The following is a 26,081-nucleotide window of genomic DNA, read 5'->3' as shown; positions in this document are numbered from 1 at the left end:
TGCGACGATCTGCAGGGTGAGGACCCGGCAGACAGCCACGACCCGGCGGGAGGGGCAGGCATGAGCGACGAGAGCCCGCGCCCCGTCGGCGTGGTCGTCGGCGGTGGCCTCGCCGGGGTGACGGCGGCGCTCCGTCTCGCCGACGCCGGACTCGACGTGACGCTCCTGGAAGGCCGGCCCCGCCTCGGCGGCCTCGCCTTCTCCTTCCAGCGCGGCGACCTCACCGTCGACAACGGCCAGCACGTCTACCTGCGCTGCTGCACCGGCTACCGCTGGTTCCTCGACCGCATCGACGCCGCGCACCTGGCCCCGCTCCAGGACCGCCTCGACGTCCCCGTGCTGGACGTCGGCCGGGCCGCCGGACCGCGCCTGGGACGGATCCGCCGCACCGCCCTGCCCGTACCGCTGCACCTGGCGGGCGGCCTCGCCGCCTATCCGCACCTCTCGCTCGCCGAGAAGGCGGCCGTGGGCCGGGCCGCCCTGGCGCTGGGCCGCCTCGACCCCGCCGACCCCGAGCTGGACCGGATCGACTTCGCCACCTGGCTGCGCCGGCACGGCCAGTCCGAGCGCGCCATCGAGGCTCTCTGGGACCTCGTCGGCGTCGCCACCCTGAACGCCACCGCCCCGGACGCCTCCATGGCGCTCGCGGCGAAGGTCTTCAAGACCGGCCTGCTCTCCGACCCCGGCGCCGCCGACATCGGCTGGGCCACCGTCCCGCTCGGCGACCTGCACGACACCCTCGCCCGCAAAGCCCTGGACACCGCGGGCGTCCGCACCGAACTCCGCGCCAAGGTCGGCTCCCTCACCCGCACCGAGGACGGCCGCTGGAGCGTCGAGAGCGCGGGGGAGCGGATCACCGCCGACACCGTCGTGCTGGCCGTGCCGCAGACCGAGACCCACGACCTGCTGCCCGCGGGCGCGCTGGACGAGCCGGAGCTGCTGCTCGACATCGACAACGCACCCATTCTCAACGTGCACGTCATCTACGACCGCAAGGTGCTGCGCAGGCCGTTCTTCGCCGCGATCGGCTCCCCGGTCCAGTGGGTCTTCGACCGCACCCACTCCTCGGGCCTGAAGGGCCCCGGGCAGTATCTGGCCGTCTCGCAGTCGGCCGCCCAGGCCGAGATCGACCTCCCCGTCGCCGAACTGCGCTCCCGCTACCTGCCCGAGCTGGAGCGCCTCCTGCCCGCCGCCCGCGGCGCGGGCATCCGCGACTTCTTCGTCACCCGGGAGCGCACCGCCACCTTCGCGCCCGCCCCGGGCGTCGGACGGCTGCGCCCCGGCCCCCGAACCCGGCTGCCCGGCCTCCAGCTGGCCGGGGCCTGGACCGACACCGGCTGGCCCGCGACGATGGAGGGTGCCGTGCGCAGCGGCGGAGCCGCCGCCGACGCGGCCCTCCACGACCTCGGCCGCCCCCCAGGACATCCGCTTCAGGAGGCGGCATGAGCAGTACCACCGGAACAAGAGGAGAGTCTGTGACCCCGGCGAATCCGGCTTACGACACCGTGGCTGACACCGCGGACGTCACCGCGCTTCTGGAGCGCGGACGAGCCCTGTCAGCGCCGGTCCTGCGGGCTGCCGTGGACCGGCTCGCGCCGCCCATGGACACCGTCGCCGCGTACCACTTCGGCTGGATCGACGCGGCGGGCCGGCCCTCGGACGGCGACGGCGGCAAGGCCGTGCGCCCCGCGCTCGCCCTGCTGTCCGCCGAGGCGGCGGGCGCCCCGGCCGAGGCCGGCATCCCCGGCGCCGTGGCCGTCGAACTCGTGCACAACTTCTCGCTGCTGCACGACGATCTGATGGACGGCGACGAACAGCGCCGCCACCGCGACACCGTATGGAAGGTGCACGGCCCCGCCCAGGCGATCCTGGTCGGCGACGCGCTCTTCGCCCTCGCCTACGACCTGCTGCTGGAGCTCGGCACGGTCGAGGCGGGCCGAGCGGCCCGCCGGCTGACCACCGCCACCCGCAAGCTCATCGACGGGCAGGCCCAGGACATCTCCTACGAGCACCGCGAGCGGGTCACCGTCGAGGAGTGCCTGGAGATGGAGGGCAACAAGACCGGCGCCCTGCTGGCCTGCGCCGCCTCCATCGGCGCGGTGCTCGGCGGCGCCGACGACCGTACCGCCGACACTCTGGAGGCGTACGGCTACCACCTCGGCCTCGCCTTCCAGGCCGTCGACGACCTGCTCGGCATCTGGGGCGACCCGGAGTCCACCGGCAAGCAGACCTGGAGCGATCTGCGCCAGCGCAAGAAGTCCCTGCCGGTCGTCGCCGCGCTCGCCGCGGGCGGCGAGGCCTCCGAGCGGCTCGGCGAACTGCTCGCCGCCGACGCCAAGAGCAACGACTTCGACAGCTTCTCCGAAGAGGAGTTCGCCGCCCGCGCGGCGCTCATCGAGGAGGCGGGCGGCCGCGAGTGGACCGCCCAGGAAGCCCGTCGTCAGCACGGACACGCCATCGAGGCGCTGCACGCCGTCGACATGCCCCACCGGGTGCGGGAGCAGCTCACCGAGCTCGCCGACTTCGTGGTGGTACGAAAGAGATGATCGCTCTCTCCATATGACTCGCAGTCGCCGGCCGGCGCCCTCACCGGGGCGCCGGCCGACGGAGACCCCAGCACAGCAGAGAACCGACTGCACGTAAGGGGAAGCTCATGACAGCGACGACCGACGGATCGACCGGGGCCGCGAACATCACCGGGGCTCCCGCCGACGATCCGACCGACACGAGAACCGCTGCCAACGATGTCACCGACATCGCGCGGCGGGCCGCGGAACGCTCCGTGGAGCACCTCCTCGGCAGACAGGACGAGCAGGGCTGGTGGAAGGGCGACCTCGCCACCAACGTCACGATGGACGCCGAGGACCTGCTCCTGCGCCAGTTCCTCGGTATCCAGGACCCGGAGACGACCCGGGCCGCCGCCCTCTTCATCCGGGGCGAACAGCTCGGCGACGGCACCTGGAACACCTTCTACGGTGGACCCGGCGACCTCTCCGCCACGATCGAGGCGTACGTCGCCCTGCGGCTGGCCGGGGACCGCCCCGACGAACCGCACATGGCCCGCGCCTCCGGCTGGATCCGGGACCAGGGAGGCATCGCCGCCGCCCGCGTGTTCACCCGCATCTGGCTGGCCCTGTTCGGCTGGTGGAAATGGGACGACCTCCCCGAACTCCCGCCCGAGCTGATGTTCTTCCCCAAGTGGGTCCCGCTCAACATCTACGACTTCGGCTGCTGGGCCCGGCAGACCATCGTGCCGCTCACCATCGTCTCCGCGAAGCGCCCCGTGCGGCCCGCGCCCTTCGCCCTGGACGAGCTGCACGCCGACCCGGACCACCCCAACCCGCCCAGGAAGCTTGCCCCGCGCGCCAGTTGGGACGGTCTCTTCCAGCGCCTCGACAAAGGGCTGCACCTCTACCACAAGGTCGCCCCGCGCCCACTGCGCCGTATCGCGATGAACGTGGCCGCCCGCTGGATCATCGAACGCCAGGAGAACGACGGCTGCTGGGGCGGGATCCAGCCGCCCGCCGTCTACTCGGTCATCGCCCTGCACCTCCTCGGCTACGACCTCGACCACCCGGTGATGAAGGCCGGCCTGGCCTCGCTCGACCGGTTCGCCGTGCGCCGCGAGGACGGCGCCCGCATGATCGAGGCCTGCCAGTCGCCCGTCTGGGACACCTGCCTGGCCACCATCGCACTCGCCGACGCCGGGCTGAGACCCGACCACCCCGCCTTGGTGAAGGCCGCCGACTGGATGCTGGCCGAGGAGATCACCCGCCCCGGAGACTGGTCGGTCCGCAAACCCGAACTGGCCCCGGGCGGCTGGGCGTTCGAGTTCCACAACGACAACTACCCCGACATCGACGACACCGCCGAGGTCGTCCTGGCGCTGCGCCGGGTGCGCCACCCCGACCCCGCCCGGCTGGAGGCCGCGATCGCCCGCGGGGTCCGCTGGAACCTCGGGATGCAGTCCCGCAACGGGGCCTGGGGCGCGTTCGACGCCGATAACACCAGCGCCTTTCCGAACCGGCTGCCCTTCTGCGACTTCGGCGAGGTCATCGACCCCCCGTCGGCCGACGTCACCGGCCATGTCGTGGAGATGCTCGCCGTCGAAGGGCTCGCGAGCCACCCCCGTACCCGCGAGGGCATCGAGTGGCTGCTCGCCGAACAGGAGGCGTGCGGCGCCTGGTTCGGCCGCTGGGGCGTCAACTACGTCTACGGCACCGGATCCGTGGTGCCCGCACTGATCACCGCCGGCCTGCCCGCGGGGCACCCCGCGATCCGCCGGGCCGTCGACTGGCTGGAGTCCGTCCAGAACGACGACGGCGGCTGGGGCGAGGACCTGCGCTCCTACCAGGAGGAGAAGTGGATCGGGCACGGTGAGTCCACCGCCTCCCAGACCGCCTGGGCGCTGCTCGCCCTCCTGGCCGCGGGACGCCGGGACACCGCCTCCGTCACCCGGGGCGTCACCTGGCTGACCGAGGCGCAGCAGGCCGACGGCTCCTGGGACGAGCCGTATTTCACCGGCACCGGCTTCCCCTGGGACTTCTCGATCAACTACCACCTCTACCGCCAGGTCTTCCCCCTCACCGCACTCGGGCGCTATGTGCACGGCGACCCGTTCGCGGACCGCCCGGACGCCGCCGAGGGGGTCTGATGGGCGATCCGCGAGGGTCCGGGAGCCCCGTGACGCCGTTGCTGGTCGCCTGCGCCCTCGGCATCGAGCAGGTGGCCCTGCGCAGCGGCAGGGGCGCCCCGGGTCCGGTCCGGGTCCTGCGCACCGGAATGGGCCCCCGGGCGGCGGAGGCGGCCGTGGCGCGCCTCCTGGGCCCCGGCGGGGTCCCCGACGCAGCGGTGATCGCCTCCGGCTTCTGCGCCGGGCTCGCCCCGGGGATGCACCCCGGGGACCTCGTCGTCGCCGAGGAGACCCGGGACGCGGACGGCACCACCCCCTGCACGGGCACCGGCGTCCTGGTCGCCGCCCTCACCCGCGCCCTCCCCGGCCGCAGGGTCCACACCGGCCCGCTGACCGGCTCCGACCATGTCGTACGGGGGCCCGAGCGGGCCGCGCTGCGGGCGAGCGGGGCCATCGCGGTCGACATGGAGTCCGCCGCGACACTGCGTACCGCTCTGTGTCACGGACCGCGCCCGGTTGCGGCCGTCCGGGTGGTCGTGGACGCTCCTGAGCATGAGCTCGTCCGTATCGGCACGGTCCGCGGTGGAATATCGGCGTTCCGCGTACTTCGCGCCGTCCTTCCGGCTTTCTATGAATGGCACCGATCTTTACTGCTCCCCAGGAGGTGAGCTAGATGGCCATGCCGCTCCGCCAGACCATCAAGGTTGCGACGTATCTCTTCGAACAGAAGCTCCGCAAGCGTGAGAAGTTCCCGCTGATCGTCGAGCTGGAGCCGTTGTTCGCCTGCAACCTCGCCTGCGAGGGATGCGGCAAGATCCAGCACCCGGCCGGTGTCCTGAAGCAGCGCATGCCGGTCGCCCAGGCGGTGGGCGCGGTGCTCGAATCCGGGGCCCCCATGGTGTCCATCGCCGGCGGCGAGCCGCTGATGCATCCGCAGATCGACGAGATCGTGCGCCAGCTCGTCGCCCGGAAGAAATACGTCTTCCTCTGCACCAACGCGATGTTGATGCGGAAGAAGCTCGACAAGTTCACCCCGTCCCCGTACTTCGCGTTCGCCGTGCACATCGACGGACTGCGCGAGCGGCACGACGAGTCGGTCGCCAAGGAAGGCGTCTTCGACGAGGCCGTCGCCGCGATGAAGGAGGCGAAGGCGCGCGGCTTCCGCGTCACCACCAACTCCACCTTCTTCAACACCGACACCCCACAGACGATCATCGAGGTCCTCAACTACCTCAACGACGACCTGCACGTCGACGAGATGATGATCTCGCCCGCCTACGCCTACGAGAAGGCCCCCGACCAGGAGCACTTCCTCGGCGTCGAGCAGACCCGCGAGCTGTTCAAGAAGGCCTTCGCGGGCGGCAACCGGGCCCGCTGGCGGCTCAACCACTCGCCGCTCTTCCTGGACTTCCTGGAGGGCAAGGCGGACTTCCCGTGCACCGCCTGGGCCATCCCGAACTACTCCCTCTTCGGCTGGCAGCGCCCCTGCTACCTGATGAGCGACGGCTACGTACCGACGTACCGTCAGCTCATCGAGGAGACCGACTGGGAGAAGTACGGCCGGGGCAAGGACCCGCGCTGCGCCAACTGCATGGCGCACTGCGGCTACGAGCCCACCGCCGTGCTCGCCACCATGGGATCGCTCAAGGAGTCCCTGCGCGCGGCGCGGGAGAGCGTGGGCGGCAACCGGTGACGGACGGCGGGCCGGGCGGCTTCGACCTCGGACGGCTCCTGGCCGAACGCGGGGCCGAACGGTACGAGCTTCACGCGCGCCACCTGAACCACCAGCTGCCGCGCATGCTGCACACCATCGGCTTCGACAAGGTCTACGAGCGGGCCGAGGGCGCGTACTTCTGGGACGCCGAGGGCAACGACTACCTCGACATGCTCGCCGGGTTCGGCGTCATGGGGATCGGCCGGCACCACCCGGTCGTCCGCAAGGCCCTGCACGACGTGCTCGACGCCCGGCTCGCCGACCTCACCCGCTTCGACTGCCAGCCGCTTCCCGGACTGCTCGCCGAGAAGCTGCTGGCCCACAGCCCGCACCTGGACCGCGTCTTCTTCGGCAACAGCGGCACCGAAGCGGTCGAGACGGCACTGAAATTCGCCCGGTACGCCACCGGGAGGCCCAGAGTCCTCTACTGCGACCACGCCTTCCACGGGCTCACCACGGGCTCGCTGTCCGTCAACGGGGAGAGCGGCTTCCGCGACGGCTTCGCCCCGCTCCTGCCCGACACGGCCGTCCCGCTCGGCGACCTCGACGCGCTGCGCCGCGAGCTGAAGCGGGGCGACGTCGCGGCCCTGGTCGTCGAGCCGATCCAGGGCAAGGGTGTGCACCCCGCGCCGCCCGGCTATCTGCGCGAGGCCCAGGAGCTGCTGCACCGGCACAAGGCGCTTCTGATCGCCGACGAGGTCCAGACGGGCCTCGGGCGTACCGGGGACTTCTACGCCTACCAGCACGAGGAGGGGGTCGAGCCCGACCTCGTGTGCGTGGCCAAGGCCCTCTCCGGCGGCTATGTGCCGGTCGGCGCGACCCTCGGCAAGGACTGGATCTTCCGCAAGGTCTACTCCTCGATGGACCGGGTCCTCGTCCACTCCGCGAGCTTCGGCTCCAACGCCCAGGCGATGGCGGCCGGGCTCGCCGTCCTGACGGTCATGGAGGACGAGGAGATCGTCGCGAACGCCCGGCGCACCGGTGATCTGCTGCGTGAGCGGCTGGCCGCCCTGGTGGACCGCTACGAGCTGCTGCACGAGGTGCGCGGGCGCGGGCTGATGATCGGCATCGAGTTCGGCCGGCCCTCCTCGCTGAAGCTCCGCAGCCGCTGGACCATGCTCCAGGCGGCCCGCAAGGGACTCTTCGCCCAGATGGTCGTCGTGCCGCTGCTCCAGAGGCACCGGATCCTCACCCAGGTCTCCGGCGACCATCTGGAGGTGATCAAGCTGATCCCGCCGCTGGTCATCGGGGACGAGGAGGCGGACCGGTTCGTCGAGGCGTTCACCTCCGTCATGGAGGACGCGCACAGCGGCGGCGGGCTGATGTGGGACTTCGGCCGGACGCTGGTCAGGCAGGCCGTGGCCCATCGCTGACCCGGCGGCGTTTGCCTCTGAGGCAAGTTATTTGCCTCAGAGGAAAGGTCCTGGCCCAATAGAGGCATGAACCCTCCGGACGAAGGGGTGCCGGACGAGCTCCCCGGCGTCGCTCCCCGACTGCGCGATCTGCGCCGTTCCCGCGGTCTCACCCTGGAGACCGCGGCCCAGCGCGCCGGACTCTCCCCGGCCCATCTCTCCCGGCTGGAGACCGGCCGCAGGCAGCCCTCGCTGCCGATGCTGCTGGGACTCGCCCGCATCTACGGTACGACGGTCTCCGAGCTGCTCGGAGAGCAGCCGCCCGAACGGGACGCGATCATCCGCGGCGGCGGCTTCGAGGGGGCGGAGGCGGACGGCTGGATGTACCGGCGGGCGGGCGGTTCCGGCCGCGCGATGCAGGCGCTGCGGGTGCGTGTCCCTTACGGCGCCCAGGACGACCTGGTCCGGGTCCACCCCGGCGAGGAGTGGCTGTACGTCCTGGAGGGCCGGCTGCGGGTCGGGCTCGGCGACACCGTCCATGACCTCGAACCCGGCGACAGTGCCCACTTCGACTCGCTCACCCCGCACCGGATCGCGGCCGTCGGCCGCTGTGGCGCGGAGCTGCTCTTCGTCCACTCCCTGCTGCAGAGTCCCGCCGCCGAGTTCTGCCTCGGCAGCGGACTGCACCCGCGCTGACGGGCTGTTCCCGCCCGCCCCACCCTTCACTCCACCGGCCGCGAGGCCGACAGAGAGGACCGTCATGTCCGATTCCGAACACTACGACCCGCTGGGCCCCGGGCGCCGCCCGGACGAGGACCCGCAGGAGAAGCGGATGCCGCGCGGCGTCATCATCCGGCTCTTCGCCTACCTGGTGGCGGGCCACGTCATCGCGGCCTTCCTCTACCTGCTCTTCGTGGTGGCCGGGAGCAAGTGACGGCGCGCGCCTTCGCCGTAGGGGTCAGCCCTCGTCGAGCAGCCGCTCGCGCAGCCGCTCCCGGGTCTCGGGGGAGATCTTCAGCCCCTCGGACAGATAGCGGTCGGTCGTTCCCCAGTTCTCCTCGATGGCCGCGAAGGCCGCCGCGAGATAGACGGGCCGCGCCCCGAACAGCGGGTCCAGCAGTTCCGTCACCTCGGCCGACATGCCTGCCCCGGACGGGTCCGAGCGCTTCACCTGGTACCGGCGGTGGAGGTCGTTGGACTTGAGGTAGTCCTCCTCGATCGCCTCCGGTACGACACCGACCGCGAGCAGGGCGACCGCGATCGAGAGACCGGCCCGGTCCTTGCCCGCCGCGCAGTGCATCAGGGCCGGGACGCTGTCCTCGGCCAGGGCGTGCAGGACCCGGCTGTGCTCGGCGGTGCGGTCCTCGATCGTCGCGCGGTACATCCGGATCATGCGGTCGACGCCCTTGCCGCCCGCGAGGACCGAGCGCAGCTGCTCGATGTTCCCGCTGCTCACCAGCCGCCAGAACTCCGCGCCGTCGGCCGGGTCCGAGAGCGGAATGCTGACATTGCGGACACCGGCCAGCTCGATGTCGTACCCGTCGAGCCGGTGATCGGCGGAGTGGCGGAAGTCGAAGATCGTGTGCAGTCCGAGACCGCCGAGGAAGGCGGCGTCCTCGGCGGTGGCGTGCGCCAGATGGCCGCTGCGGTAGAGCCGGCCGAAGGCGGTGCGGCGACCGTCCGCGGTGGGGAGCCCACCCACGTCGCGGAAGTTGCGGACTCCGGTCAGCACGGTCTCTGTCGGCGGGATCTGCGGCACCTGCTGCGTCACGGGGACTCCTCGGTTCTCGGGCGTCGGCGCGGCTCTCCGGCGAGGGCGCTCCCGTGACGATACGACATCGATTCGACGGAAAATCATCACGGTTCCCTCCCCCGGGGGCGGGCGCCGGGCGAGCCGGGCTGACCCGGCGTCAGGGGCGCCGTCCGCAGCATGTCCGTATTGGTGCATTTCGCAGAACATGCCCCGCTAATGGGGGAGATGAGATTTCGGGGGTGAGCGGGATCATATCCGTGACGGTCCGTGGTGAGCGCCCCGTCGGGCATTCCCGTTGCCCGTACGGAAATTCAAGATCCGTAATCCACGGAGTGTGACGGGAAATCCGGAGCGATATCGAATCGATGATTCCGCCGGGCAACCGATGGCTTGTTCCGCCCGTCCTGACCGGTTTACGGTCACCGTCAATCCGGACGGATCGCCTAATCCTGCCGCCGCCCGGAATTCGCACCCACCCACTCACGTGTGGCAGGAGCGGGGGAACCAGGTAAGCCGCCGATCCGGAGTGATCCGGACCGGCTAGGGGTGAAGTCGCCGCAACGCGACCGGGCATCTCCAGCCCGAACCCGACAGCTCACCTCGCAGGCGCCGGAGAGGAACTTCCCCATGCCCGCAACGGGTAAGCACCGTCGTCCGAAGTCCGGCCCGATCTCCCGCGGCGTCCTCGCCGCGGGGACCGGTGGCGCCGCACTCGCCCTCCCGCTCATCGGCGCCACCGTCGCGAACGCCGCGGACCAGGCCGCCCCGGCCGCCGCCTCGGTCGCCGCCGCGCACACCGCTCCTGCCGCCGCCCCCGCCGCGTCGAAGGCCGCCCCGAAGACGTACGCCGTCGTCGCCGGCGACTACCTGTCGAAGATCGCCGCCGAGCACCAGCTCAAGGGCGGGTGGGAGAAGCTCTACCAGGACAACCGCTCCACCGTCGGCGACAACCCCAGCCTGATCCACCCGGGCATGAAGCTGACCCTCGGCGCCAAGGGCTCCGCCCCGGCCGAGAAGTCCGCCGCTCCCAAGGCCGCCCCGAAGAAGGCGGAACCGGCCCCGAAGGCCGCGCCGAAGGAAGAGGCCCCGAAGGGCGACACCATCTCCGCCGACGACTCCGAGGGCTCCGGCGCCTCGGCGCAGACCGGTACCTCCGAGGCCACCGGCTCCGGCTGGTCCGCCCCGCTGGCCAACGCCAACGTCACCACGCAGTACCGGGCTTCCGGCGCCAGCTGGTCCAGCGGCTACCACACCGGCTCGGACTTCCAGGCCGCCTCCGGCACCCCCGTCCTCGCCATCGGTCCGGGCACCGTGGTCTCGGCCGGCAACAGCGGCGCGTACGGCAACGAGGTCGTCATCAAGCACGAGGACGGCATGTACTCCCAGTACGCCCACCAGTCCGCGCTGAACGTCTCGGTCGGCCAGACCGTCACCGGCGGCCAGCAGATCGGCCTCTCCGGCTCCACCGGCAACTCCACCGGCCCGCACCTGCACTTCGAGGTCCGCACCGGCCCGAGCTACGGCTCGGACGTCGACCCGATCGCCTACCTGCGTCAGCACGGCGTCTCCCTCTGACCGAGCGGCGACGAGAAGTGTCCGAGGGGCGGTGCGCGGCGGCGTACCGCCCCTCGCTTTATTCCGGGTTTACCAAAAACTGACCGGGTGGTCTATCTCACCACCCGTCAACCCCGTATTACGGTCGCGTAGGTCACATCGGACGATGCAGGATAAGTCCTTGTGGCAGACGATTCGAGAAACAACCAGCAGCACACCATCGGGTCGTACGCGGCGATCGGCGACAGTTTCACCGAGGGCGTCGGCGACCCCGGCCCCGACGGGACCTTCGTAGGCTGGGCGGACCGCTTCGCGGTGCTCCTCGCCGACCGGCTCCCGGCCCCCGACCCGGCCGGCTCCGAGGACGCCCCGCACGAGGACTCCCCGCACGGGGACTTCCGCTACGCCAATCTCGCCGTACGAGGACGTCTCCTCGACCAGATCGTCGAGGAACAGGTGCCGCGCGCCAAGGAACTGGCCCCTGACCTGGTCAGCTTCTGCGCGGGCGGCAACGACATCATCCGGCCCGGCACCGACCCCGACGATCTCGCCGAGCGCTTCGAGCGAGCCGTCGCCGACCTGAGCAACGCCGTCGGCACGGTCATGGTCACCACCGGCTTCGACACCCGGGGCGTTCCGGTGCTGCGCCACATGCGCGGCAAGATCGCCACGTACAACGTGCATCTGCGGGCCATCGCCGACCGCTACCAGTGCCCCGTGCTGGACCTGTGGTCGCTGCGCTCCGTCCAGGACCGCCGGGCGTGGGACGCCGACCGGCTGCACCTGTCGCCCGAGGGCCACACCCGCGTCGCGCTCCGCGCCGCCCAGGTCCTCGGCCACGACGTGCCCGCCGACCCCGACCAGCCCTGGCCGCCGCAGGCCCAGCGCAGCCCCTTCGACGAGCGGCGCGACAACATCCAGTGGGCCCGCGAGTACCTGGTGCCCTGGATCGGCCGACGGCTGCGCGGCGAGTCCTCCGGCGACCACGTCGAGGCCAAGCGCCCGGACCTGCTGCCGCTGTAGCGGGAGCTTCGGCAGGCTCCTCAGGGCTCCAGCAGAGGCAGCGCACGCCGGGACGGGTTCGGCACGACGAGCCCGTCCGGCGGCGTGCCCGTGCCGTACGCCGCCGGTATCCGCTCCAGGACACCGCCGGCGAACACGTCGTACAGCGGCAGCGACTCCAGATGGACATAGCCGATGTGGCAGTCACACACGGCCAGCGGACACGCCCGCGGGCCGAGCGCCCGGCGGTAGCTGCCGTCGTAGAGACTGCCCAGCTCCGCCTTGACGAAGTGGCAGCGCCGCACCGTGCCGTCCCCGTCCACCGAGATCACCGACTCGCCCGTCCGGCAGGGCAGCCCCGCCGAGCGGTGCGGATCACGGCTGTAGGGGAACAGCGGATCCAGCTCCGTCCACCGCGCCGCCTCCTCGTCGGTGTACGTGTGCCCCTCGGCGGCGTTCACCCAGAGATAGACCGCCTCCGGCAGCTCCGCCCGCAGCCGCCGCGCCTCGTGGAGATGCTCGTCGAACCCGACCACCCCCACGCTGTAGCGGATGCCCTTCGCCGACAATTCCCGGCATTTGCCCAGAAACCGGTCGTACGGGGTCTGTCCCGGGTGATACGTGCACCAGAGCGCGATCCGCTCCGGATCGGCGTCCGCCAGCCAGTCGGTGCGGCCGCTGAGGTTCGTCTGGATCGCGACCCGCTGGATGTGCGGCAGCCGCGACAGCTCGGTCAGCGCCCGCCGGTACCAGGAGCGCACCAGCCCCTCGCCCCACGGCGTGAACAGCACCGACAGCCGGTCGTCCGTCTGCTCCGCCGCCCAGCCGGTGAACCGCTCCAGCGCCTCCCGGTCCGCCGTCAGCTGCGCGCGGCTGTCCCGCCGCTTGGCGAACGGGCAGTAGGGGCAGTCGTAGTCGCAGGAGGCGAGCGGCCCCCGGTAGAGAATCGTCAGGTCCACGGCCCGGTCACTTCCTCTCGTACGCGGCCATCGCCGCCCGCACCCCGGGGGAGAACAGGGCGGGACCCAGCGCGTCGGAGTGGGCGAGACCCGACGGGGACAGTCGCAGGAGACCGTCCGGCGCCGACGCGTCGAGCCAGCCCCGGGCCGCGAACTCCGCCAGCTCGGCCGGGAAGTCCGCGCCCGGGTCCGTACCGAACCGGGCCCGGTACTCCGCCACCGGCAGCCCCGCCGCCTGGAGCAGCGACTGCAACAGGTGCCGCCGACGTGCCTCGTCCACGTCGACGTACCGGCCGACCTCGGCCCGGGAGAAGTCCTCTGTGGCGGTGAAACGGTCGATGATCGACCGGATCTCCCGCATGTCCACCGCGTAGTCGAAGGAGTAGTGCAGTGCGGAGGTGTACGAACGGGCACCGCAGCCGAGGCCGATCATGCCGTCGGTCTGGCAGGCGTAGTCCTCCGGGCCCTCCTGCTCACGTAGGGCATCGGTCCGCCGGAACATCCGCATCGACACCTGTTCGTAGCCGTGGGCCAGCAGATGGTCCCGCCCCACCGCGTACAGCCGCAGCCGCTGGTCGTCCCAGGCGGCGTCCTCCAGGGCCTGCGCCTCGGCGTCGGCCGCCGCACCCAGGCGGTGCAGGCCGGTGAGCGGGCGCACGTACAGCGGATAGAGGTACAGCTCCTCCGGCCGCCAGGCCAGCGCCGCGTCGAGCGAGGCGAGCCAGCTGCGCTCGGTCTGCCCGTCGATGCCGTAGATCAGGTCGATGTTCAGCACCGGGATCCGGGCGTCCCGGATCCGGCCGAGCGCCGCTTCCACGTCGGCGCGGCGCTGCGGACGGACGGCCGCCCGGGCCTCCTCGTCCACGAAGCTCTGCACGCCGATGCTCACCCTCGTCGTGCCCCGGCCGGCGAGCACCGCCAGCCGGTCGGCGGTGGCGGTGGAGGGCGAGGTCTCCACGGAGAGCGGGACCGCGCTCAGGTCGGCGCCCATCCGCTTCTCGGCGATGTCGCAGAGCCGCTCCAGCTCGCCCGCCGTCAGGAAGGTCGGCGTCCCGCCGCCGAACGCCGCCGCCGCGAACCGCACCGGTTCCTCGTCACCCAGGGCTTCCCGCACCGCCAGGGCCTGTCGGTCCAGCGCGTCCAGATAGCGCGTCGTCAGCTCCTCGGGCGCGCCGATCCGGGTGAAGAGATTGCAGAAGCCGCAGCGGACCTCGCAGAACGGTATGTGGAGGTAGAGGGAGAGCGCGTCCTTCGGATCCGCCGCCCAGAGCGACCGCAGGGCGGGGCGGTCCGCCAGCGGACGGTAGGCCGTCTTGTGCGGATAGGCGTAGACGTAACTCTCGTACGGCCGGACGGCGGGCGGCGCGGGAGTGCCGGTGGTGCCGGTGGTGATCGTCATCGGGCGGCCCCCGGTTCGGGTGTTGCGGGTGGTTCGAGGAAGAAGTGGGCGTACGGGACGGTCCAGACAGCCGGGTGGCCGAGCCGGTGACCGGTGTAGCCGTCGTCGCCGTAGGCGGTGCCGTGGTCGGAGCAGACGATGGCGAAACACCGGCGGCGGCTGCTCGCGGCGGCGAAGAGCCGGCCGATGTGCCGGTCCACGTACTCCAGGGCCGCCGCGTGCGTGGCCCTGGAGTCGCCCGCCTCGCGGGTCGCACCGGGCAGATGGAACCAGTTCGGCTGGTGCAGGGCGGACACGTTCACGAAGAGGAACAGCCGCTGCTCCCGGGGGAGCGCCGCGACGACCTCCTCCGCCCGTGCCACCTGCTCCTCGAACGAGGTGGGCGAGGCGACGCCGAAGCCGGGCTCCCAGTGGCTCTCCTGGAACATCCCGGGCAGCACCGAACCGAGCGCCCCCTGGCGGTTGAAGAAGCCGACCCCGCCGATACACACCGTGCGATATCCCTCGGCGGCGAGCCCCGACACCAGATCCGGGGTGTCGAACACGAACGTGCCGTCCGCCGTCGTCTCACTGCCCGCGAACCGCGCCGCGAACAGCCGGGGGTGCGGCCCCGGGGAGGCGGGCGTCGGCAGGAACCCGGCGAACATCGCCTGGTGCGAGGCGTAGGTGAAGCTGCCCGGGGCGTGCCGCTCCTCCCAGCCGCCGCCGGGCAGATGCCGGGCGAGGTGGGGGATGCGTCCGGCGGCCGCCAGCTCGACGGCGACATCGTGGCGCAGGGTGTCCAGGGTGACCAGCAGCAGATCGTGGCTGCCCACGACCTCGCCCATGTCGGGCCGGCCGGATTCGGAGGGCGTGGCGGGGTCAGGAAGCGGTGACGGCACGGTGGTTCCTTGCTCGGTCCAGTACGGCGGCGACCTGCGCCGCATAGGTGTCCAGGCCCTCGGCGCCGCTGCCCGGCAGACCGGTGAGCCCGGGCAGCAGATCGCCGAACGCGTTGACCTCGCCGACGGCGAAGCGCCGCCAGCCGGCCGTGGGCAGAAGGTCGACGCCCACACAGGGCGTCCCGGGGAAGCAGGCCGCCGCCCGCTCGCACATCGCCAGCGCCTCGCGCCAGCAGCCGCCCGCCGCCGCGACGGCGCCCCGGACCTCGTCGAGGTCACCGCGCGCGCCGCCGAGATGCAGATTGGTCATGGGGCTCGTGCTCGTCCGCACGACGGCGTGCGTCGCCCGGCCGCCGACCACCACGATCCGCAGGTCCGCGGCCCGCCCCCGCTGGGACGCCTTCGGGAGCCACCGCTCGATGTGCAGCCCGTCCGGGGCCAGCGCGTCCACGACCGCGCCGACCTCCCGCTCCGAGGTGTAGCGCCGGACCCGCAGCGAATTGAACAGCCGGCCCGACGCGTCCCGTTCCACCGATGTGCTCGCCCGGACCCGGCCGGGGCCCGCCGTCTCCACCGCCAGCACCCCGGAGGCGGAGGAGCCGTGCGCGAGCTTCACGAACGCCCGGGGCATCCGGTGCTCGCGCAGCAGTTCCCGTACGTCGGACCAGCCGCGCACCGGGGCCCCCGCCGGTCCGGACGTCGGCGAGGCGGGCACGGGGACCCCCGCCCGGTCGAGCAGTCCGTGGCACAGCCGCTTGTCGAAGAGCACGGCGATATCGGCAGGGGAGCCCAGCACCTCGGCACCCGCCGCTGACGCCGCACCGGCGACCGCCTCCACCGCCGCGGTGAAGTGCGCGTACCACCGGGCCGAACCCTCCACCCGGGTCGGGTCGTCGACACCGCGGAGCAGCCGGTCCACCTCGGCGTCCTCACCGGGCGAATCGATCCGCACGCACTCGCCGGGAGCGAACGCCGCCTCGCCGCGCAGCACCTGGAGCCAGGGTACGACCCGGGCCGCCGGCAGACCGGCGGACCGCACCGCCTCCTCGAAGAAGGCGACCCGCCGGTTGTCCGGGTTGCCGACGACCGCGAAGCTCGGCTCCGGGCCGCCCCCGGCGTTACTCGCTGACCGCGACATAGCGTTCCGGTTCGTCGTCCTCGTCATCCGGGTCGGCGTAGTCGTCCTCGGCCTCGCCGCCCTCGACCACGGCCGGGGCGCAGGCGGTCCTGATGCGGTCCAGCACCGGCCCGGTGAGGTAGTGGTGGCGCAGGTCGAGCGTGGACAGATGGTTCAGGGGCTGACCGGTGAGCAGGGCCTGGCCGCCCGTGTCGCTCAGGGTGCCCATGGACAGCGCCAGGGTCTCCAGCTGGGCCACGACGGGAGCCGAACCCACCGCGACGGCGATCTCGTCCTGGATCTCGCTGTTCTGCAGCCCCAGGTGGCGCAGCCGGGGGAAGGCCCCGCCCGACAGCAGCGGCCGGATGTCGTCGACCGTGGCGTCGCCGCCGTACCACGAACTGCCGAACCACAGGTCCAGCCGCTCCAGCGCGGGCAGTTCGCTCGCGGCGACAGCCCGCGCCAGCGAACCGGGCAGACCGCCGGACTCGAAGCGCAGCGACTTCAGCGCCGCATGACGCAGGGGGCGCATCCCGAGCCCTGCGTGGCCGCAGCCGCGCACGGCGAACTCCTCCAGCGACGGCAGCGCTTCGAGCACCGGAGTGATGTCGCACATGCGCAGCCAGGAGACCTCGCACTCCTCCCTCACCACATCGGCGAGGAAGAGCCCGCGCAGCGCCGGGAAGGCCGACGCGTCGTCGACGAGCAGCTCCAGCACCTCGTCGAACGGCGTGTAGTCCGTACGCCACCAGGGGCCGATGACGAGCGCCCGGACCTGCTCCGTGTCCACCACGTCCTGGAACTGGTCCCACACGGTGGCGAAGTCCGCCCCCTCGCCGTAGTCGCACTCCAGCCGCCAGGCCACGGCGTCGGCGGCGGGCAGCGGCCCGGAGGACGGCGCCGGGGTGTGGACCGGCAGCCCGTGGAAGCGGTCGAAGTGCCGAATTCCGAGGTACGTCATGCCGCTCTACTCCGATACCGCGGTGTAGCGGCCCTCGGCGCCCCGGTCGCCCCACGGCTCGCACTTCTCCGAGAGGTCGACCCGGACCCCGTGCGGCTCCAGGGCGGAACGGACCCGCTCCGCCACGGCGTCGCTGAGGAAGTGGTGGTGGAGGTCGAGGACTTCCAGGTGGGTCAGCGGCTGCCCTTCGAGCAGGGCGGCCGCCCCCTCGTCGCCCAGCGTCCCGTTCGACAGGTCGAGCACCCGTAGTTGGGCGACGACCGGAGCGGAGGCGATGGCGGCGGCGATCTCGTTCTGGATCTCGCTGTTGCGCACGCCCAGATGGTTCAGCCGGGGGAAACGGGTGCCGGAGAGCAGCGGAGCGAGGTCGGCGACATCGGTGTTCCCCTCGTAGGCGGAGACCCCGAGCCAGAGGTCCAGCCGCTCCAGTGCGGGCAGTTCGCTGTCCAGCACGCCGCGCACCACCTCGACCGGCAGCCCGCCCGCCTGGATCGTCAGTGACCGCAGCCGCCCGTGCTTCGTCGGCGGGAACACCAGATCCGTGCCGCCGCGCACCCCGAGCTCCGTCAGCGCCGGGAAGGCGGCCAGCAGCGCGGTGACATCCGACTGCTCGATCCAGGTGATCTCGGCCTCCTCCGCCTCCAGATCACCGACGAACACCGCCTCCAGCGAGGTCAGCCGGTCGGCGGCGGCGATCACCAGGCTGATCGGAACCGAGGACTTCTCCTCGTACGCCTCGCCCCACTGACCGATGATCAGGGCCCGGACCCCGGCCGGGTCGACCTCGCCCAGGAACTGGGCGAACTCCTCCTCCCAGGACCGGTCCTCGTCGTCGCCGTACGGATCGACGGAGACACGCCAGGCCACGGCATCTGCGGCGGGCCGGGGGCCCTCGTCGGTCGTGTGCCGGAAGTCGACGGCCGGAAGGCCGCCGAACTCGTGCAGATGCTGCGCACCGTACATGGCCCTGAGCTCCTGATCCTGGGGACGGCTGTTGTCCGCAAGGTCTATCAAGCCGCACTGACAACGCCGCGACCGGGACCCGTCCACGGCCTCCGCCCGGCCCGGTTGTCAGACCCTGCCCGTAGCGTTTTGCGCAGGGTCGGCACAGCAAGTGCCGCGACGAGGGGAGACGTCTGTGTACCGGCAGGGCGACGTACTGATCATGGAGCTGGACGAGTCGGCGGTGCCCGCCCCCTTCCTGGAAGCCCCGGGCGAACTGCGCGACGGGCGGGGACGGCTCGTGCTCGCGCTCGGCGAGGTCACCGGACACGCGCACGCCGTGCAGGGCCCCGGCCGGCTCATCCGGGAAGCGGGCCAGTTCGGCCCGATGCTGCTTCATCTCCCCGAGGGCGGCCGGGTGGTGCACGAGGAGCACGCGGTGATCCCGCTGCCCAAGGGCTGGTTCCGCGTCGTACGCCAGCGGGAGTACGCACCGGGCGCGGTCCGCATCGTGGCGGACTGACGCGGCCTTCCTGGGCAGCCGAGCCCAACTCTCACGACCGAGCACAGCCTTCCAGAGCAAGCACAGCAGGGGACGGGGACAACCGATGCAGAACGTGAATTCCTGGCGCAGCGTGGCGGCGGCGACCGGCCGGGCGGACCGGGCGGCGGCCGAGGCCGGGGTGCGGCGCGCCTACCGTACCGCCGGACTGGCCGAGCCGGAGAGGATCATCTGGGCCGCATCGCCCCGGGCCGCCGTCGGGACGGTCGAGAAGCTGACCGACGCCGGACGGTCGGTGCGCGAGGAGGTGCGCACCCGCCCCTGGGCGGACGAACGCCGCCGGATGTACGACGAGCTGGGCCCGGCGGGCTGGTCGGCGCTCTGGTCCGCCACCGGGGCCCAGCTGTGGGAGACCACGGCAGCGCTCGCCGAGCGGATACGGGCCGGTGTCGTCGCCGACCTGGCACCCCGGCCCCAGGACGCGGCGGCCGTCAGGCTGGTGCTCCTGGACGCGGTGCTCGGCCAGCACGACGCCGCATGGCTCGCGGCCTTCGACGGGCACGGCGACCGGCTCACGGGTCTCGCGGAGGTGGCCCGCAACGCCGGCTGGTGGTGGCCCTACGAGCAGGCCGTGGTCATCACCGAGCGGCCCGACGTCCTCCACCGCGACGAGGCGGGCCGGCTCGACCACGGGGAGGGGCCGGCACTCGCGTACGGGGACGGGTTCGCCCTGCACGCCTGGCGCGGTATGCCCGTGCCCGCCGCATTCCTGGAGGAACTGTCCTCCCTCACCCCGGAGCGGATCCGCGCCGAGGAGAACGCGGAGCTGCGCCGGGTGATGCTGGAGTACTACGGCTACGACCGGTATCTCTCCGAGTCGGGCGCCGAGCCCGTCCACCGCGACGAGACGGGCATCCTCTGGCGCATCGCCCTCGACGGCGACGAGGACGTGGTGATGGTCGAGGTGGTGAACTCCACCCCCGAGCCGGACGGCACGTACCGCACCTACTGGCTGCGCGTGCCGCCCACCACCCGGACGGCGAAGGACGGGGTCGCCTGGACGTTCGGCCTGGAGGGGGCGGCCTACGCACCGGTGCGCCAGACCTGACGCGGCGGCCGGTCAGCCGTCGGCCGGGGATCAGGGGTGATGAAGACGGTTCGGCCGGGGATCGGGGGTGATGCGGTCGAAGATGAAGGGTCAGCCTTCGGCCGGCGCGTCCTCGACCGCCGCGCCGGTCAGCTCGGCGAGGTCGACGCCCAGCTCGCGGGCGAGCGCCTCGTCGGTCCACCGCAGCATCGTGGTCCGGGAGAGCGGACCCGCGTACGAGGTCGTCTGCACCGCCATCCCGTCCAGCAGGGCGGTGAGCCGCCAGGCCGCCGACCGGGGGTCCTCGCACCGGAACTCTCCGGCGGCGGCGCCCTCCTCGATGACCTGGGCCAGCTCCGTCTTCCACTGCTGGTCGAGGTCGCCCGCGACCTCACGGAGGGCCGGCTCGCGCAGCGCCGCGGCCCAGCCCTCGATCCACAGCCGCCAGCCCTTGGCCGTTCCGGTCGGGGCGTACCACCGCACGGCCGCCCGCAGCCGCCGCAGGGCGGTGGTGCGGCGGGCCAGCAGCTTGCGGAGGTGGGCGAGATCGGCCTCGGCCGCGTACGCGAACGCCGCGGCGACCAGCTTTTCCTTGGTCGAGAAGTGGTAGAGGACGAGCGCGTTGCTCACACCCAGCACCTGGGCAACATCGGCGATGCGCACGGACGAGACCCCTCGGATCTCGATCTGCTCGACCGCGGCACGCAGCAGCTCCTCACGTCGCTCCGCCACGTTCAACCGGACTCTTGCCACCGGGACACCCTAACGAATCGGCCAGGTCAGCGGCGGCACGGACGATGGCCGGTGACCGGCGGCGACCTGGGAAACGGACGTTCACCAGAAGGACGTCGCGGGGGCCGACGGATGTGACACGACCGGGGGAGATGTGACATGAGCGGGGGAGAGGGCCGGCACCGGAATCCTCCGGCCGGCCCGGACGTTGCATTCTGCATGACGCGAATCGAACCGGCTCGGCAAGCGCTGCTCCGACTCCTCGGCGAGCAGGACGGCGGGGTTCTGGTCACCCTGAAGCAGGACGGACGCCCTCAGCTGTCCAACGTCAATCACGCCTTCTACCCCGAGGAGCAGGTGGTCCGCGTCTCGGTCACCGAGGGCCGGGCCAAGACCCGTAACCTCCGGCGCGACCCCCGGGCGAGCTATCACGTCACGAGCGACGACCGGTGGGCCTGGACCGTCGCCGACGGCACCGCCGAGCTGACTCCACCCGCCGAGACCCCCGACGACGCCACCGTGGAGGCCCTGATCACGCTCTACCGCGACGTCAGGGGCGAGCACCCCGACTGGGAGGACTACCGGCGGGCCATGGTCGAGGACCGCAGGGTCCTGCTCACCCTGCGCATCGACCACGTCTACGGGCAGCCGCGTGGCTGACGCCCCCGTCGGCCGGACCGGCTGCCCCGTTCAGCATCTTCTGCTCGCCCTGTCGTACAGGCCGACGATAATGAGACGACACCGACTCCCTCAGGAGATGTTGTGACCGGCGCTGACTACCTGCTTCCGCTCCGCACGAAACTGCGCTCGATGCGTACCGAGTCCTTCGGGGCCGATCCGGCCGGAGCGCGGATGGAGCGCATCCGCCGCTCGCCCCATTTCGTCGACGGAGCCTTCCAGAACCCGGTGGGGGCCCGGATCAGGCCCTCCGGGTCCACCGTCGAATTCGCCAAGACCTATTTCCAGAAGGAGCAGCGGGCCCTCAGGACGCCGAACGGCGCTGTGCCCGTCCACCCCACCACCCTCGCCGATCTGGCGGCACCGCCCGTCAGCGGGCTCCGGCTGACCTGGATGGGCCATTCCAGCGTGCTGGCGGAGATCGACGGCCGACGGATCCTGTTCGACCCGGTCTGGGGCGAGCGCTGTTCCCCGTTCCCGTTCGCCGGGCCCAAGCGGCTGCACCCCACCCCGTTGTCGCTGGCCGCGCTCGGACCCGTCGACGTGGTCGTGATCTCCCACGACCACTACGACCACCTCGACCTGCCGACGATCCGTGCCCTGGCCGGTACCGACACGGTCTTCGCCGTGCCGCTCGGTGTCGGAGCCCATCTGGAGCGCTGGGGCGTGCCCGCGGCCCGGATGCACGAGCTCGACTGGAACGAGACCGCGACGGTCGCCGGGATCAGCCTCACGGCCACTCCCGCACGCCACTTCTGCGGTCGCGGGCTGCGCAACGGGCAGCACACCCTCTGGGCGTCCTGGGTCGTCGCGGGCCCGGAACACCGGATCTACCACAGCGGGGACACCGGCTATTTCCCCGGCTTCCGGGACATCGGCGCCGAGCACGGCCCTTTTGACGCCACCATGATCCAGATCGGCGCGTACTCGGAGTACTGGCCGGACATCCACATGACCCCCGCCGAAGGCATGCGCGCCCACCTGGACCTCCAGGGCGGCCGCCCGCACGGAGTGCTGCTCCCGATCCACTGGGCCACGTTCAACCTGGCGCCGCACGCCTGGGCGGAGCCGGGCGAGTGGACGAAGGACGCCGGCGAGGAGGCGGACCAGCCGGTGGCGTTCCCCCGCCCGGGCGAACCGTTCGAGCCGGCCGGAATCCTGCCCGTGGCGCCGTGGTGGCGAGCACTGTCGCCCACGCTCGCCCACCCGTGGCGCCTCGACGGAGAACAGCCCGCTTCCGGCCGCGGCCCCGCACCGGCGGCGCGGGGTGATCTCGACCTCGCGGGGGAGCGCTGACCGCGCGCAGGACGTACGGCTCGGGGCCGCCGCCGGTTCGACCGACGGCGGCCCTGCGGCGACTCAGCCGCGCCGGGGCACCGCGTAGACCTCGATCGCGTCCCGCTGGTACTCCGCCAGCCCCGGGGCGATGGCCTCGTACACGGCGCGCCAGTCCTCGTTCTCCACGCAGGAGCGCCCGATCGCCCGGTACTCGTCGGCGGACACGGCGTGCAGGGACGTGAGCGCCCGGTACTGCGCGTCGATCTCGGCCTGCACGGGCTCCGCGTCCGCCGGGGCGCCGCCGACCATGTGCTCGGCCAGCCGGATCATCAGCGCCGTACGCTCGCGCTGTCCGGCCTCGGCCTCGGCCGGGGTCATGGCGGCAGCCCTGCGGCCCGCCTCCTCGGCGAGCGCCGGGAAGTCGCCCAGGTTGCCCTCGTACTGGGAGGGCTCGATCCCCTCGAACAGGTTCTCGGGTCGGTTGATGGCGGTCATGGGTGTGCCGTCCCTTCTGGACTGTTCCAGCTCGGCGATCGTGCGGGAGACGGTCCCGGCCAGGGCGTCCAGCCGGTCCCGCTCGGCGAGCAGCCGTCGGTGGTGGCCCCGCAGGGCCTCCACCGTGTCGACCTGGTCGGCGAGGACCCTGCCGATCTCCGGCAGCCCGACACCCAGTTCCCGCAGCACGAGGATCTGCTGCAGCAGCAGAAGCTGGTGCTCCTCGTAGTAGCGGTGGCCGTTGGAGCCGATCCGGGCCGGCGGCAGCAGACCGATCTCGTTGTAGTGCCGCAGTGTCCGTGCGGTCACCCCCGACATGCGCGCGACCTCGGAGATCGGCCAGTCCATCGCCATTCCTTCACTCCCCTCGCGAGCACTCCCTCACGAGCGCCTCACCGGGCCGGTCTCTCCGGCCCTGGTCAGGACCGTAGAAGCTGCCGCAGCGGCAACTTCAAGCCCGGATCCGCTCCGGATCGACGCCGGTCGGACTCAGCACCCGCCCTCCTCGACGGCGATGGAGAGGCTGACCTCGACACTCGTCATCCGCGGCTCGGGTTCCGGCGGCGACACGCTCAGGCAGAACGTGGTGTCGACGTCCTCCGCCGTGACCTCGAACAGGTCGACGGCGGGGTCCGCGTCCTTGTCGTAGGGGTCGTCCGCGTCCTCGACGCGCAGGCCGCCGGTAGAGGGGCCCTCGCCGCTCTTCTCCAGGGCGTCGCGGATCATGCTGTCGTAATCGCCGGTCCATGCGCCCAGCGTTTGCGGCGATGCCTCCAGGTCCCGCACCGCCACGTTCACGGCGTCGCGCAACTCGCCCTCGCTCCAGGAACTGCTCGCGTGCAGGGAGTACATGAAAATGGCGGCGAACAGCAAGGACCCGATGATGAGGCCCGCCCCGACCGGATTTCTCGGGTTGTAGACATAGCGACTTGTTCCCCAGTTCGAGCGGATGAATATCGGCTCGTCGCCGTCTTGGCCCTTGCTCATGCCCGCAGCCTAGTTGTCGCCCCGACGCGCAACGAACGTCGCCCCGTACGCGTCTCATCGAGCATGAACGATCTTCCTGAGAACCCCGTTGCCGCCGTCGGCTCCGACGACTCCGAGGACGCGGAGGTGCGGCCCGGTCCCCTCTGGCGCCATGCGGTGTGGGTCGTGGCCGTCACCGCCGCCGGTGTGGCGCTGGGATGGGTGGGCGCGCTCTTCCGCATCGGACCGGAGGAGTTCGGCCTGCCGCCCGCCGCTCCGGGAGCGCTCTGGCCCTATCTGCTCGCCTGGACCGCGATCGGTCTGGCCCTGGCCGCCGTCCTGCGCTTCGTGGCCGCCAAGGTTCCCGTCTACGAACCGGAGACGGCCGCCATCGGCGTCGTCATGATCGGTACGCGGCTGTCCCTCGGCTGGCGGCCGGAGCCCCTCGAAGTCGCCGGTATCGCCGCCGTCGGACTGCTGCTCGTGGCCGTCTGGTGCGCCGTCGCCCTGCGCGGTGCGGCCGTCGTACGGCGGACCGAGGAGGTCTCCCGCGCCCGGGGAACCGCATAGGACACGCCGACGGCGGAGACCGGGGGCCCGGCCCGGCGCGCGGGGCACACTGGGGCAGCCCTCGCATCCCCGTACGAGAAGGAGCCTCCCGTGGCACTCACCCGTGAAGAGCGCGAACAGTTCCTCGCCGAACCCCATGTCGCCGCACTCGCCGTCGCGTCGGGGAACGGTGACCGGGCCCCGCTCAGCGTGCCGATCTGGTACGAGTACGAAGCGGGCGGCGATGTCCGAATCCTCACCGGCCGCACCTCGCGCAAAGCCGAACTGATCGCCGCAGCGGGCCGGTTCACGCTGCTCGTCGACCGGCTGGAGCCGACCATCCGGTACGTCTCGGTCGAGGGGCCCGTCGTCGACACCCGCCCCGCGACGCGCGCCGACCTGGAGCACGTGTCGGCGCGCTACCTCCCGGCCGAGAAGGTCGCCGGTTACGTGGACTTCGCCTGGGAGAACCACGGCGAGCAGGTGGTGATCACCCTGCGCCCCGAACGCTGGGTCAGCTCGGACCTCGGCCAGGTCTGAGGCCCGGCCGCGCGTGTGGCGACGCCGACACGGGGGAGGCGTGCCCCATGCACTCCTGGACTCTTGACGACATGCCCGACCTCGGCGGCACCACTGCCGTGGTCACCGGTGCCAACAGCGGCATCGGCGCGGTGACCGCTCTCGTACTGGCCCGCTCGGGGGCCCGAACCCTTCTCGCGTGCCGTGATCCCGAGCGCGGCCGACGTGCCGTGGACGCCGTCCGCCGGGCCGCCCCCGCATCGGACGTGCGGCTCGTCCGCCTCGACCTCGCCGATCTGAGCAGCGTGGCCGAGGCCGCGGAGGCCATCGCGAAGGAGACCGACGGGCGGCTCGACCTGCTGGTGAACAACGCCGGTGTGATGGCCCTGCCGCCCCTCCGTACGACGGACGGTTTCGAGATGCAGTTCGGCACCAACCACCTGGGGCACTTCGCCCTGACGCTCCGGCTCCTCCCGGTCCTCGGGGTCCAGGGGCCGGCGCGCGTGGTGACGCTGTCCTCGCTCGGCCACCGCATCGGCCGCATCGACCTGGAGGACCTCAACGCCGAGCGCTCGTACGGCAAGTGGCGGGCCTACGGCCAGTCGAAGCTCGCCAATCTGCTGTTCACGGACGAGCTGGACCGGCGGGCCCGTGCCGCCGGCCGGGACCTGATCGCGCTGGCGGCCCACCCCGGTCTCTCCGCAACGGAGTTGGGGCAGGCCGGGCCCCGGCTGGCCGGGCGGAACTGGGCCGCGAAGCTGGAGCGGGCCTCTCGGCTGTACACCCAGCCGGCCTCGGCGGGCGCCCTCCCCGTCCTGTACGCGGCCACACTGCCGGATGCCCCGGGCGGCGCCTACTACGGCCCCTCCCGCCTCGGCGAGACCCGGGGAGCTCCCGCACCCGCCCGGAAGTCGCACCGCGCCCAGGACCCCTTCATGGCAAGGGCGTTGTGGGACGAGTCGGCCCGTCTGACCGGGCTGGACGCCGACGCCGTGTGACGCGCCCTGC

27 protein-coding genes and 1 riboswitch are annotated in these 26,081 nt (G+C 72.1%); of the genes, 17 read left to right on the top strand and 10 right to left on the bottom strand.

Going from position 1 to position 26,081, the window contains the following annotated elements:
* Positions 1-60: 60 nt before the first annotated feature.
* From hpnE to IE140_RS23880, 8 genes are all read left to right on the top strand, one after another.
* Positions 61-1,446: a hydroxysqualene dehydroxylase HpnE gene (gene hpnE, locus IE140_RS23915; RefSeq protein ID WP_150195482.1), complete on the top strand. Its 1,386-nt coding sequence runs from the start codon at positions 61-63 to the stop codon at positions 1,444-1,446.
* The gene (locus tag IE140_RS23910; protein ID WP_189460675.1) at positions 1,443-2,546 is read left to right on the top strand and encodes a polyprenyl synthetase family protein; all 1,104 of its coding nucleotides are present in this window, start codon (positions 1,443-1,445) and stop codon (positions 2,544-2,546) included. Before hpnE ends, IE140_RS23910 begins: the two co-directional genes overlap by 4 nt.
* Before the next feature lie 107 nt (positions 2,547-2,653).
* Positions 2,654-4,654: a squalene--hopene cyclase gene (shc, locus tag IE140_RS23905; RefSeq protein ID WP_150195480.1), complete on the top strand. Its 2,001-nt coding sequence runs from the start codon at positions 2,654-2,656 to the stop codon at positions 4,652-4,654.
* The gene (locus tag IE140_RS23900; protein ID WP_032777246.1) at positions 4,654-5,301 is read left to right on the top strand and encodes a phosphorylase family protein; all 648 of its coding nucleotides are present in this window, start codon (positions 4,654-4,656) and stop codon (positions 5,299-5,301) included. The genes shc and IE140_RS23900 overlap by 1 nt, the downstream gene beginning before the upstream one ends.
* Before the next feature lie 5 nt (positions 5,302-5,306).
* Positions 5,307-6,326, top strand: coding sequence for an adenosyl-hopene transferase HpnH (gene hpnH / locus IE140_RS23895; RefSeq protein WP_010058015.1), 1,020 nt, complete (start codon positions 5,307-5,309; stop codon positions 6,324-6,326).
* The gene (locus IE140_RS23890) at positions 6,323-7,720 is read left to right on the top strand and encodes an aspartate aminotransferase family protein (RefSeq protein ID WP_150195478.1); all 1,398 of its coding nucleotides are present in this window, start codon (positions 6,323-6,325) and stop codon (positions 7,718-7,720) included. The genes hpnH and IE140_RS23890 overlap by 4 nt, the downstream gene beginning before the upstream one ends.
* A 66-nt stretch (positions 7,721-7,786) precedes the next feature.
* Entirely contained in the window at positions 7,787-8,395 is a 609-nt protein-coding gene (locus IE140_RS23885; RefSeq protein ID WP_150195476.1) for a helix-turn-helix domain-containing protein, read from the top strand.
* A gap of 64 nt (positions 8,396-8,459) precedes the next feature.
* The gene (locus IE140_RS23880; RefSeq protein WP_167533510.1) at positions 8,460-8,633 is read left to right on the top strand and encodes a DUF6126 family protein; all 174 of its coding nucleotides are present in this window, start codon (positions 8,460-8,462) and stop codon (positions 8,631-8,633) included.
* A gap of 24 nt (positions 8,634-8,657) precedes the next feature.
* Here the strand turns inward: IE140_RS23880 and IE140_RS23875 are convergent, their stop codons facing one another.
* Complete coding sequence (locus tag IE140_RS23875) at positions 8,658-9,470, bottom strand: tyrosine-protein phosphatase (protein WP_150195773.1); 813 nt, start codon at positions 9,468-9,470, stop codon at positions 8,658-8,660.
* Positions 9,471-9,915: 445 nt separating this feature from the next.
* A riboswitch (cyclic di-AMP (ydaO/yuaA leader) is annotated at positions 9,916-10,076 on the top strand.
* Between the two features lie 3 nt (positions 10,077-10,079).
* On the opposite strand from IE140_RS23875, the gene IE140_RS23870 reads away from it, so the two are divergent.
* A complete protein-coding gene (locus tag IE140_RS23870) occupies positions 10,080-11,027 on the top strand; it encodes a M23 family metallopeptidase (protein WP_150195775.1) in 948 nt (315 codons plus the stop codon).
* A gap of 162 nt (positions 11,028-11,189) precedes the next feature.
* Positions 11,190-12,029, top strand: coding sequence for an SGNH/GDSL hydrolase family protein (locus IE140_RS23865; RefSeq protein WP_006128944.1), 840 nt, complete (start codon positions 11,190-11,192; stop codon positions 12,027-12,029).
* A 20-nt stretch (positions 12,030-12,049) separates the two neighbouring features.
* Here the strand turns inward: IE140_RS23865 and IE140_RS23860 are convergent, their stop codons facing one another.
* The 6 genes from IE140_RS23860 to IE140_RS23835 are packed head-to-tail and all read right to left on the bottom strand — an operon-like array spanning position 12,050 to position 18,288.
* The gene (locus IE140_RS23860) at positions 12,050-12,967 is read right to left on the bottom strand and encodes an STM4011 family radical SAM protein (protein WP_150195777.1); all 918 of its coding nucleotides are present in this window, start codon (positions 12,965-12,967) and stop codon (positions 12,050-12,052) included.
* Between the two features lie 7 nt (positions 12,968-12,974).
* Entirely contained in the window at positions 12,975-14,366 is a 1,392-nt protein-coding gene (locus tag IE140_RS23855) for an STM4012 family radical SAM protein (protein WP_150195779.1), read from the bottom strand.
* The gene (locus tag IE140_RS23850; protein ID WP_150195803.1) at positions 14,363-15,193 is read right to left on the bottom strand and encodes an STM4013/SEN3800 family hydrolase; all 831 of its coding nucleotides are present in this window, start codon (positions 15,191-15,193) and stop codon (positions 14,363-14,365) included. The genes IE140_RS23855 and IE140_RS23850 overlap by 4 nt, the downstream gene beginning before the upstream one ends.
* A 34-nt stretch (positions 15,194-15,227) precedes the next feature.
* Complete coding sequence (locus IE140_RS23845; RefSeq protein ID WP_150195782.1) at positions 15,228-16,385, bottom strand: STM4014 family protein; 1,158 nt, start codon at positions 16,383-16,385, stop codon at positions 15,228-15,230.
* Positions 16,366-17,325: an STM4015 family protein gene (locus tag IE140_RS23840; protein ID WP_150195784.1), complete on the bottom strand. Its 960-nt coding sequence runs from the start codon at positions 17,323-17,325 to the stop codon at positions 16,366-16,368. Before IE140_RS23840 ends, IE140_RS23845 begins: the two co-directional genes overlap by 20 nt.
* A gap of 6 nt (positions 17,326-17,331) precedes the next feature.
* Complete coding sequence (locus IE140_RS23835; protein WP_032777256.1) at positions 17,332-18,288, bottom strand: STM4015 family protein; 957 nt, start codon at positions 18,286-18,288, stop codon at positions 17,332-17,334.
* A gap of 175 nt (positions 18,289-18,463) precedes the next feature.
* Between IE140_RS23835 and IE140_RS23830 the strand changes: the two genes are divergently transcribed.
* Positions 18,464-18,790 carry a DUF8820 family protein gene (locus IE140_RS23830; protein ID WP_010057996.1) on the top strand — a complete coding sequence of 109 codons (327 nt, stop codon included), beginning with the start codon at positions 18,464-18,466 and terminating at the stop codon, positions 18,788-18,790.
* Positions 18,791-18,875: 85 nt separating this feature from the next.
* Positions 18,876-19,877, top strand: a complete 1,002-nt coding sequence (locus tag IE140_RS23825; RefSeq protein WP_032762631.1) for a DUF6745 domain-containing protein — start codon at positions 18,876-18,878, stop codon at positions 19,875-19,877.
* Positions 19,878-19,967: 90 nt separating this feature from the next.
* On the opposite strand, the gene IE140_RS23820 is transcribed toward IE140_RS23825, so the two are convergent.
* Complete coding sequence (locus IE140_RS23820; RefSeq protein WP_093437465.1) at positions 19,968-20,609, bottom strand: TetR/AcrR family transcriptional regulator; 642 nt, start codon at positions 20,607-20,609, stop codon at positions 19,968-19,970.
* Positions 20,610-20,807: 198 nt separating this feature from the next.
* On the opposite strand from IE140_RS23820, the gene IE140_RS23815 reads away from it, so the two are divergent.
* Positions 20,808-21,248 (top strand): PPOX class F420-dependent oxidoreductase, encoded by a 441-nt coding sequence (locus IE140_RS23815; protein ID WP_150195786.1) that lies wholly within the window; start codon positions 20,808-20,810, stop codon positions 21,246-21,248.
* A 102-nt stretch (positions 21,249-21,350) separates the two neighbouring features.
* Positions 21,351-22,562: an MBL fold metallo-hydrolase gene (locus IE140_RS23810; RefSeq protein ID WP_150195788.1), complete on the top strand. Its 1,212-nt coding sequence runs from the start codon at positions 21,351-21,353 to the stop codon at positions 22,560-22,562.
* A 63-nt stretch (positions 22,563-22,625) separates the two neighbouring features.
* Here the strand turns inward: IE140_RS23810 and IE140_RS23805 are convergent, their stop codons facing one another.
* Both IE140_RS23805 and IE140_RS23800 read right to left on the bottom strand, forming a co-directional pair.
* A complete protein-coding gene (locus IE140_RS23805; protein ID WP_093437460.1) occupies positions 22,626-23,387 on the bottom strand; it encodes a MerR family transcriptional regulator in 762 nt (253 codons plus the stop codon).
* A gap of 141 nt (positions 23,388-23,528) precedes the next feature.
* Positions 23,529-24,026 (bottom strand): hypothetical protein, encoded by a 498-nt coding sequence (locus IE140_RS23800; protein ID WP_093437457.1) that lies wholly within the window; start codon positions 24,024-24,026, stop codon positions 23,529-23,531.
* Positions 24,027-24,089: 63 nt separating this feature from the next.
* Here IE140_RS23800 and IE140_RS23795 point away from each other — a divergent pair, with 63 nt between their 5' ends.
* From IE140_RS23795 to IE140_RS23785, 3 genes are all read left to right on the top strand, one after another.
* Positions 24,090-24,575, top strand: coding sequence for a hypothetical protein (locus IE140_RS23795; RefSeq protein WP_093437455.1), 486 nt, complete (start codon positions 24,090-24,092; stop codon positions 24,573-24,575).
* A gap of 90 nt (positions 24,576-24,665) precedes the next feature.
* The gene (locus IE140_RS23790) at positions 24,666-25,094 is read left to right on the top strand and encodes a pyridoxamine 5'-phosphate oxidase family protein (protein ID WP_006128959.1); all 429 of its coding nucleotides are present in this window, start codon (positions 24,666-24,668) and stop codon (positions 25,092-25,094) included.
* A gap of 47 nt (positions 25,095-25,141) precedes the next feature.
* Positions 25,142-26,071 carry an oxidoreductase gene (locus tag IE140_RS23785; protein ID WP_150195790.1) on the top strand — a complete coding sequence of 310 codons (930 nt, stop codon included), beginning with the start codon at positions 25,142-25,144 and terminating at the stop codon, positions 26,069-26,071.
* Positions 26,072-26,081 lie beyond the last annotated feature (10 nt).

This window comes from Streptomyces parvus, assembly GCF_014648875.1.
Taxonomy (GTDB): domain Bacteria; phylum Actinomycetota; class Actinomycetes; order Streptomycetales; family Streptomycetaceae; genus Streptomyces; species Streptomyces parvus.
This window is presented reverse-complemented; position numbering and strand designations above follow the sequence as displayed.

Coding starts and splice junctions, on each gene's coding strand:
- hpnE (WP_150195482.1), top strand. CDS start 61: ATGAGCGACGAGAGCCCGCGCCCCGTCGGCGTGGTCGTCGGCGGTGGC.
- IE140_RS23910 (WP_189460675.1), top strand. CDS start 1,443: ATGAGCAGTACCACCGGAACAAGAGGAGAGTCTGTGACCCCGGCGAAT.
- shc (WP_150195480.1), top strand. CDS start 2,654: ATGACAGCGACGACCGACGGATCGACCGGGGCCGCGAACATCACCGGG.
- IE140_RS23900 (WP_032777246.1), top strand. CDS start 4,654: ATGGGCGATCCGCGAGGGTCCGGGAGCCCCGTGACGCCGTTGCTGGTC.
- hpnH (WP_010058015.1), top strand. CDS start 5,307: ATGGCCATGCCGCTCCGCCAGACCATCAAGGTTGCGACGTATCTCTTC.
- IE140_RS23885 (WP_150195476.1), top strand. CDS start 7,787: ATGAACCCTCCGGACGAAGGGGTGCCGGACGAGCTCCCCGGCGTCGCT.
- IE140_RS23880 (WP_167533510.1), top strand. CDS start 8,460: ATGTCCGATTCCGAACACTACGACCCGCTGGGCCCCGGGCGCCGCCCG.
- IE140_RS23870 (WP_150195775.1), top strand. CDS start 10,080: ATGCCCGCAACGGGTAAGCACCGTCGTCCGAAGTCCGGCCCGATCTCC.
- IE140_RS23855 (WP_150195779.1), bottom strand. CDS start 14,366: ATGACGATCACCACCGGCACCACCGGCACTCCCGCGCCGCCCGCCGTC.
- IE140_RS23850 (WP_150195803.1), bottom strand. CDS start 15,193: ATGGGCGAGGTCGTGGGCAGCCACGATCTGCTGCTGGTCACCCTGGAC.
- IE140_RS23845 (WP_150195782.1), bottom strand. CDS start 16,385: ATGTCGCGGTCAGCGAGTAACGCCGGGGGCGGCCCGGAGCCGAGCTTC.
- IE140_RS23840 (WP_150195784.1), bottom strand. CDS start 17,325: ATGACGTACCTCGGAATTCGGCACTTCGACCGCTTCCACGGGCTGCCG.
- IE140_RS23835 (WP_032777256.1), bottom strand. CDS start 18,288: ATGTACGGTGCGCAGCATCTGCACGAGTTCGGCGGCCTTCCGGCCGTC.
- IE140_RS23825 (WP_032762631.1), top strand. CDS start 18,876: ATGCAGAACGTGAATTCCTGGCGCAGCGTGGCGGCGGCGACCGGCCGG.
- IE140_RS23815 (WP_150195786.1), top strand. CDS start 20,808: ATGACGCGAATCGAACCGGCTCGGCAAGCGCTGCTCCGACTCCTCGGC.
- IE140_RS23805 (WP_093437460.1), bottom strand. CDS start 23,387: ATGGACTGGCCGATCTCCGAGGTCGCGCGCATGTCGGGGGTGACCGCA.
- IE140_RS23800 (WP_093437457.1), bottom strand. CDS start 24,026: ATGAGCAAGGGCCAAGACGGCGACGAGCCGATATTCATCCGCTCGAAC.
- IE140_RS23795 (WP_093437455.1), top strand. CDS start 24,090: ATGAACGATCTTCCTGAGAACCCCGTTGCCGCCGTCGGCTCCGACGAC.
- IE140_RS23785 (WP_150195790.1), top strand. CDS start 25,142: ATGCACTCCTGGACTCTTGACGACATGCCCGACCTCGGCGGCACCACT.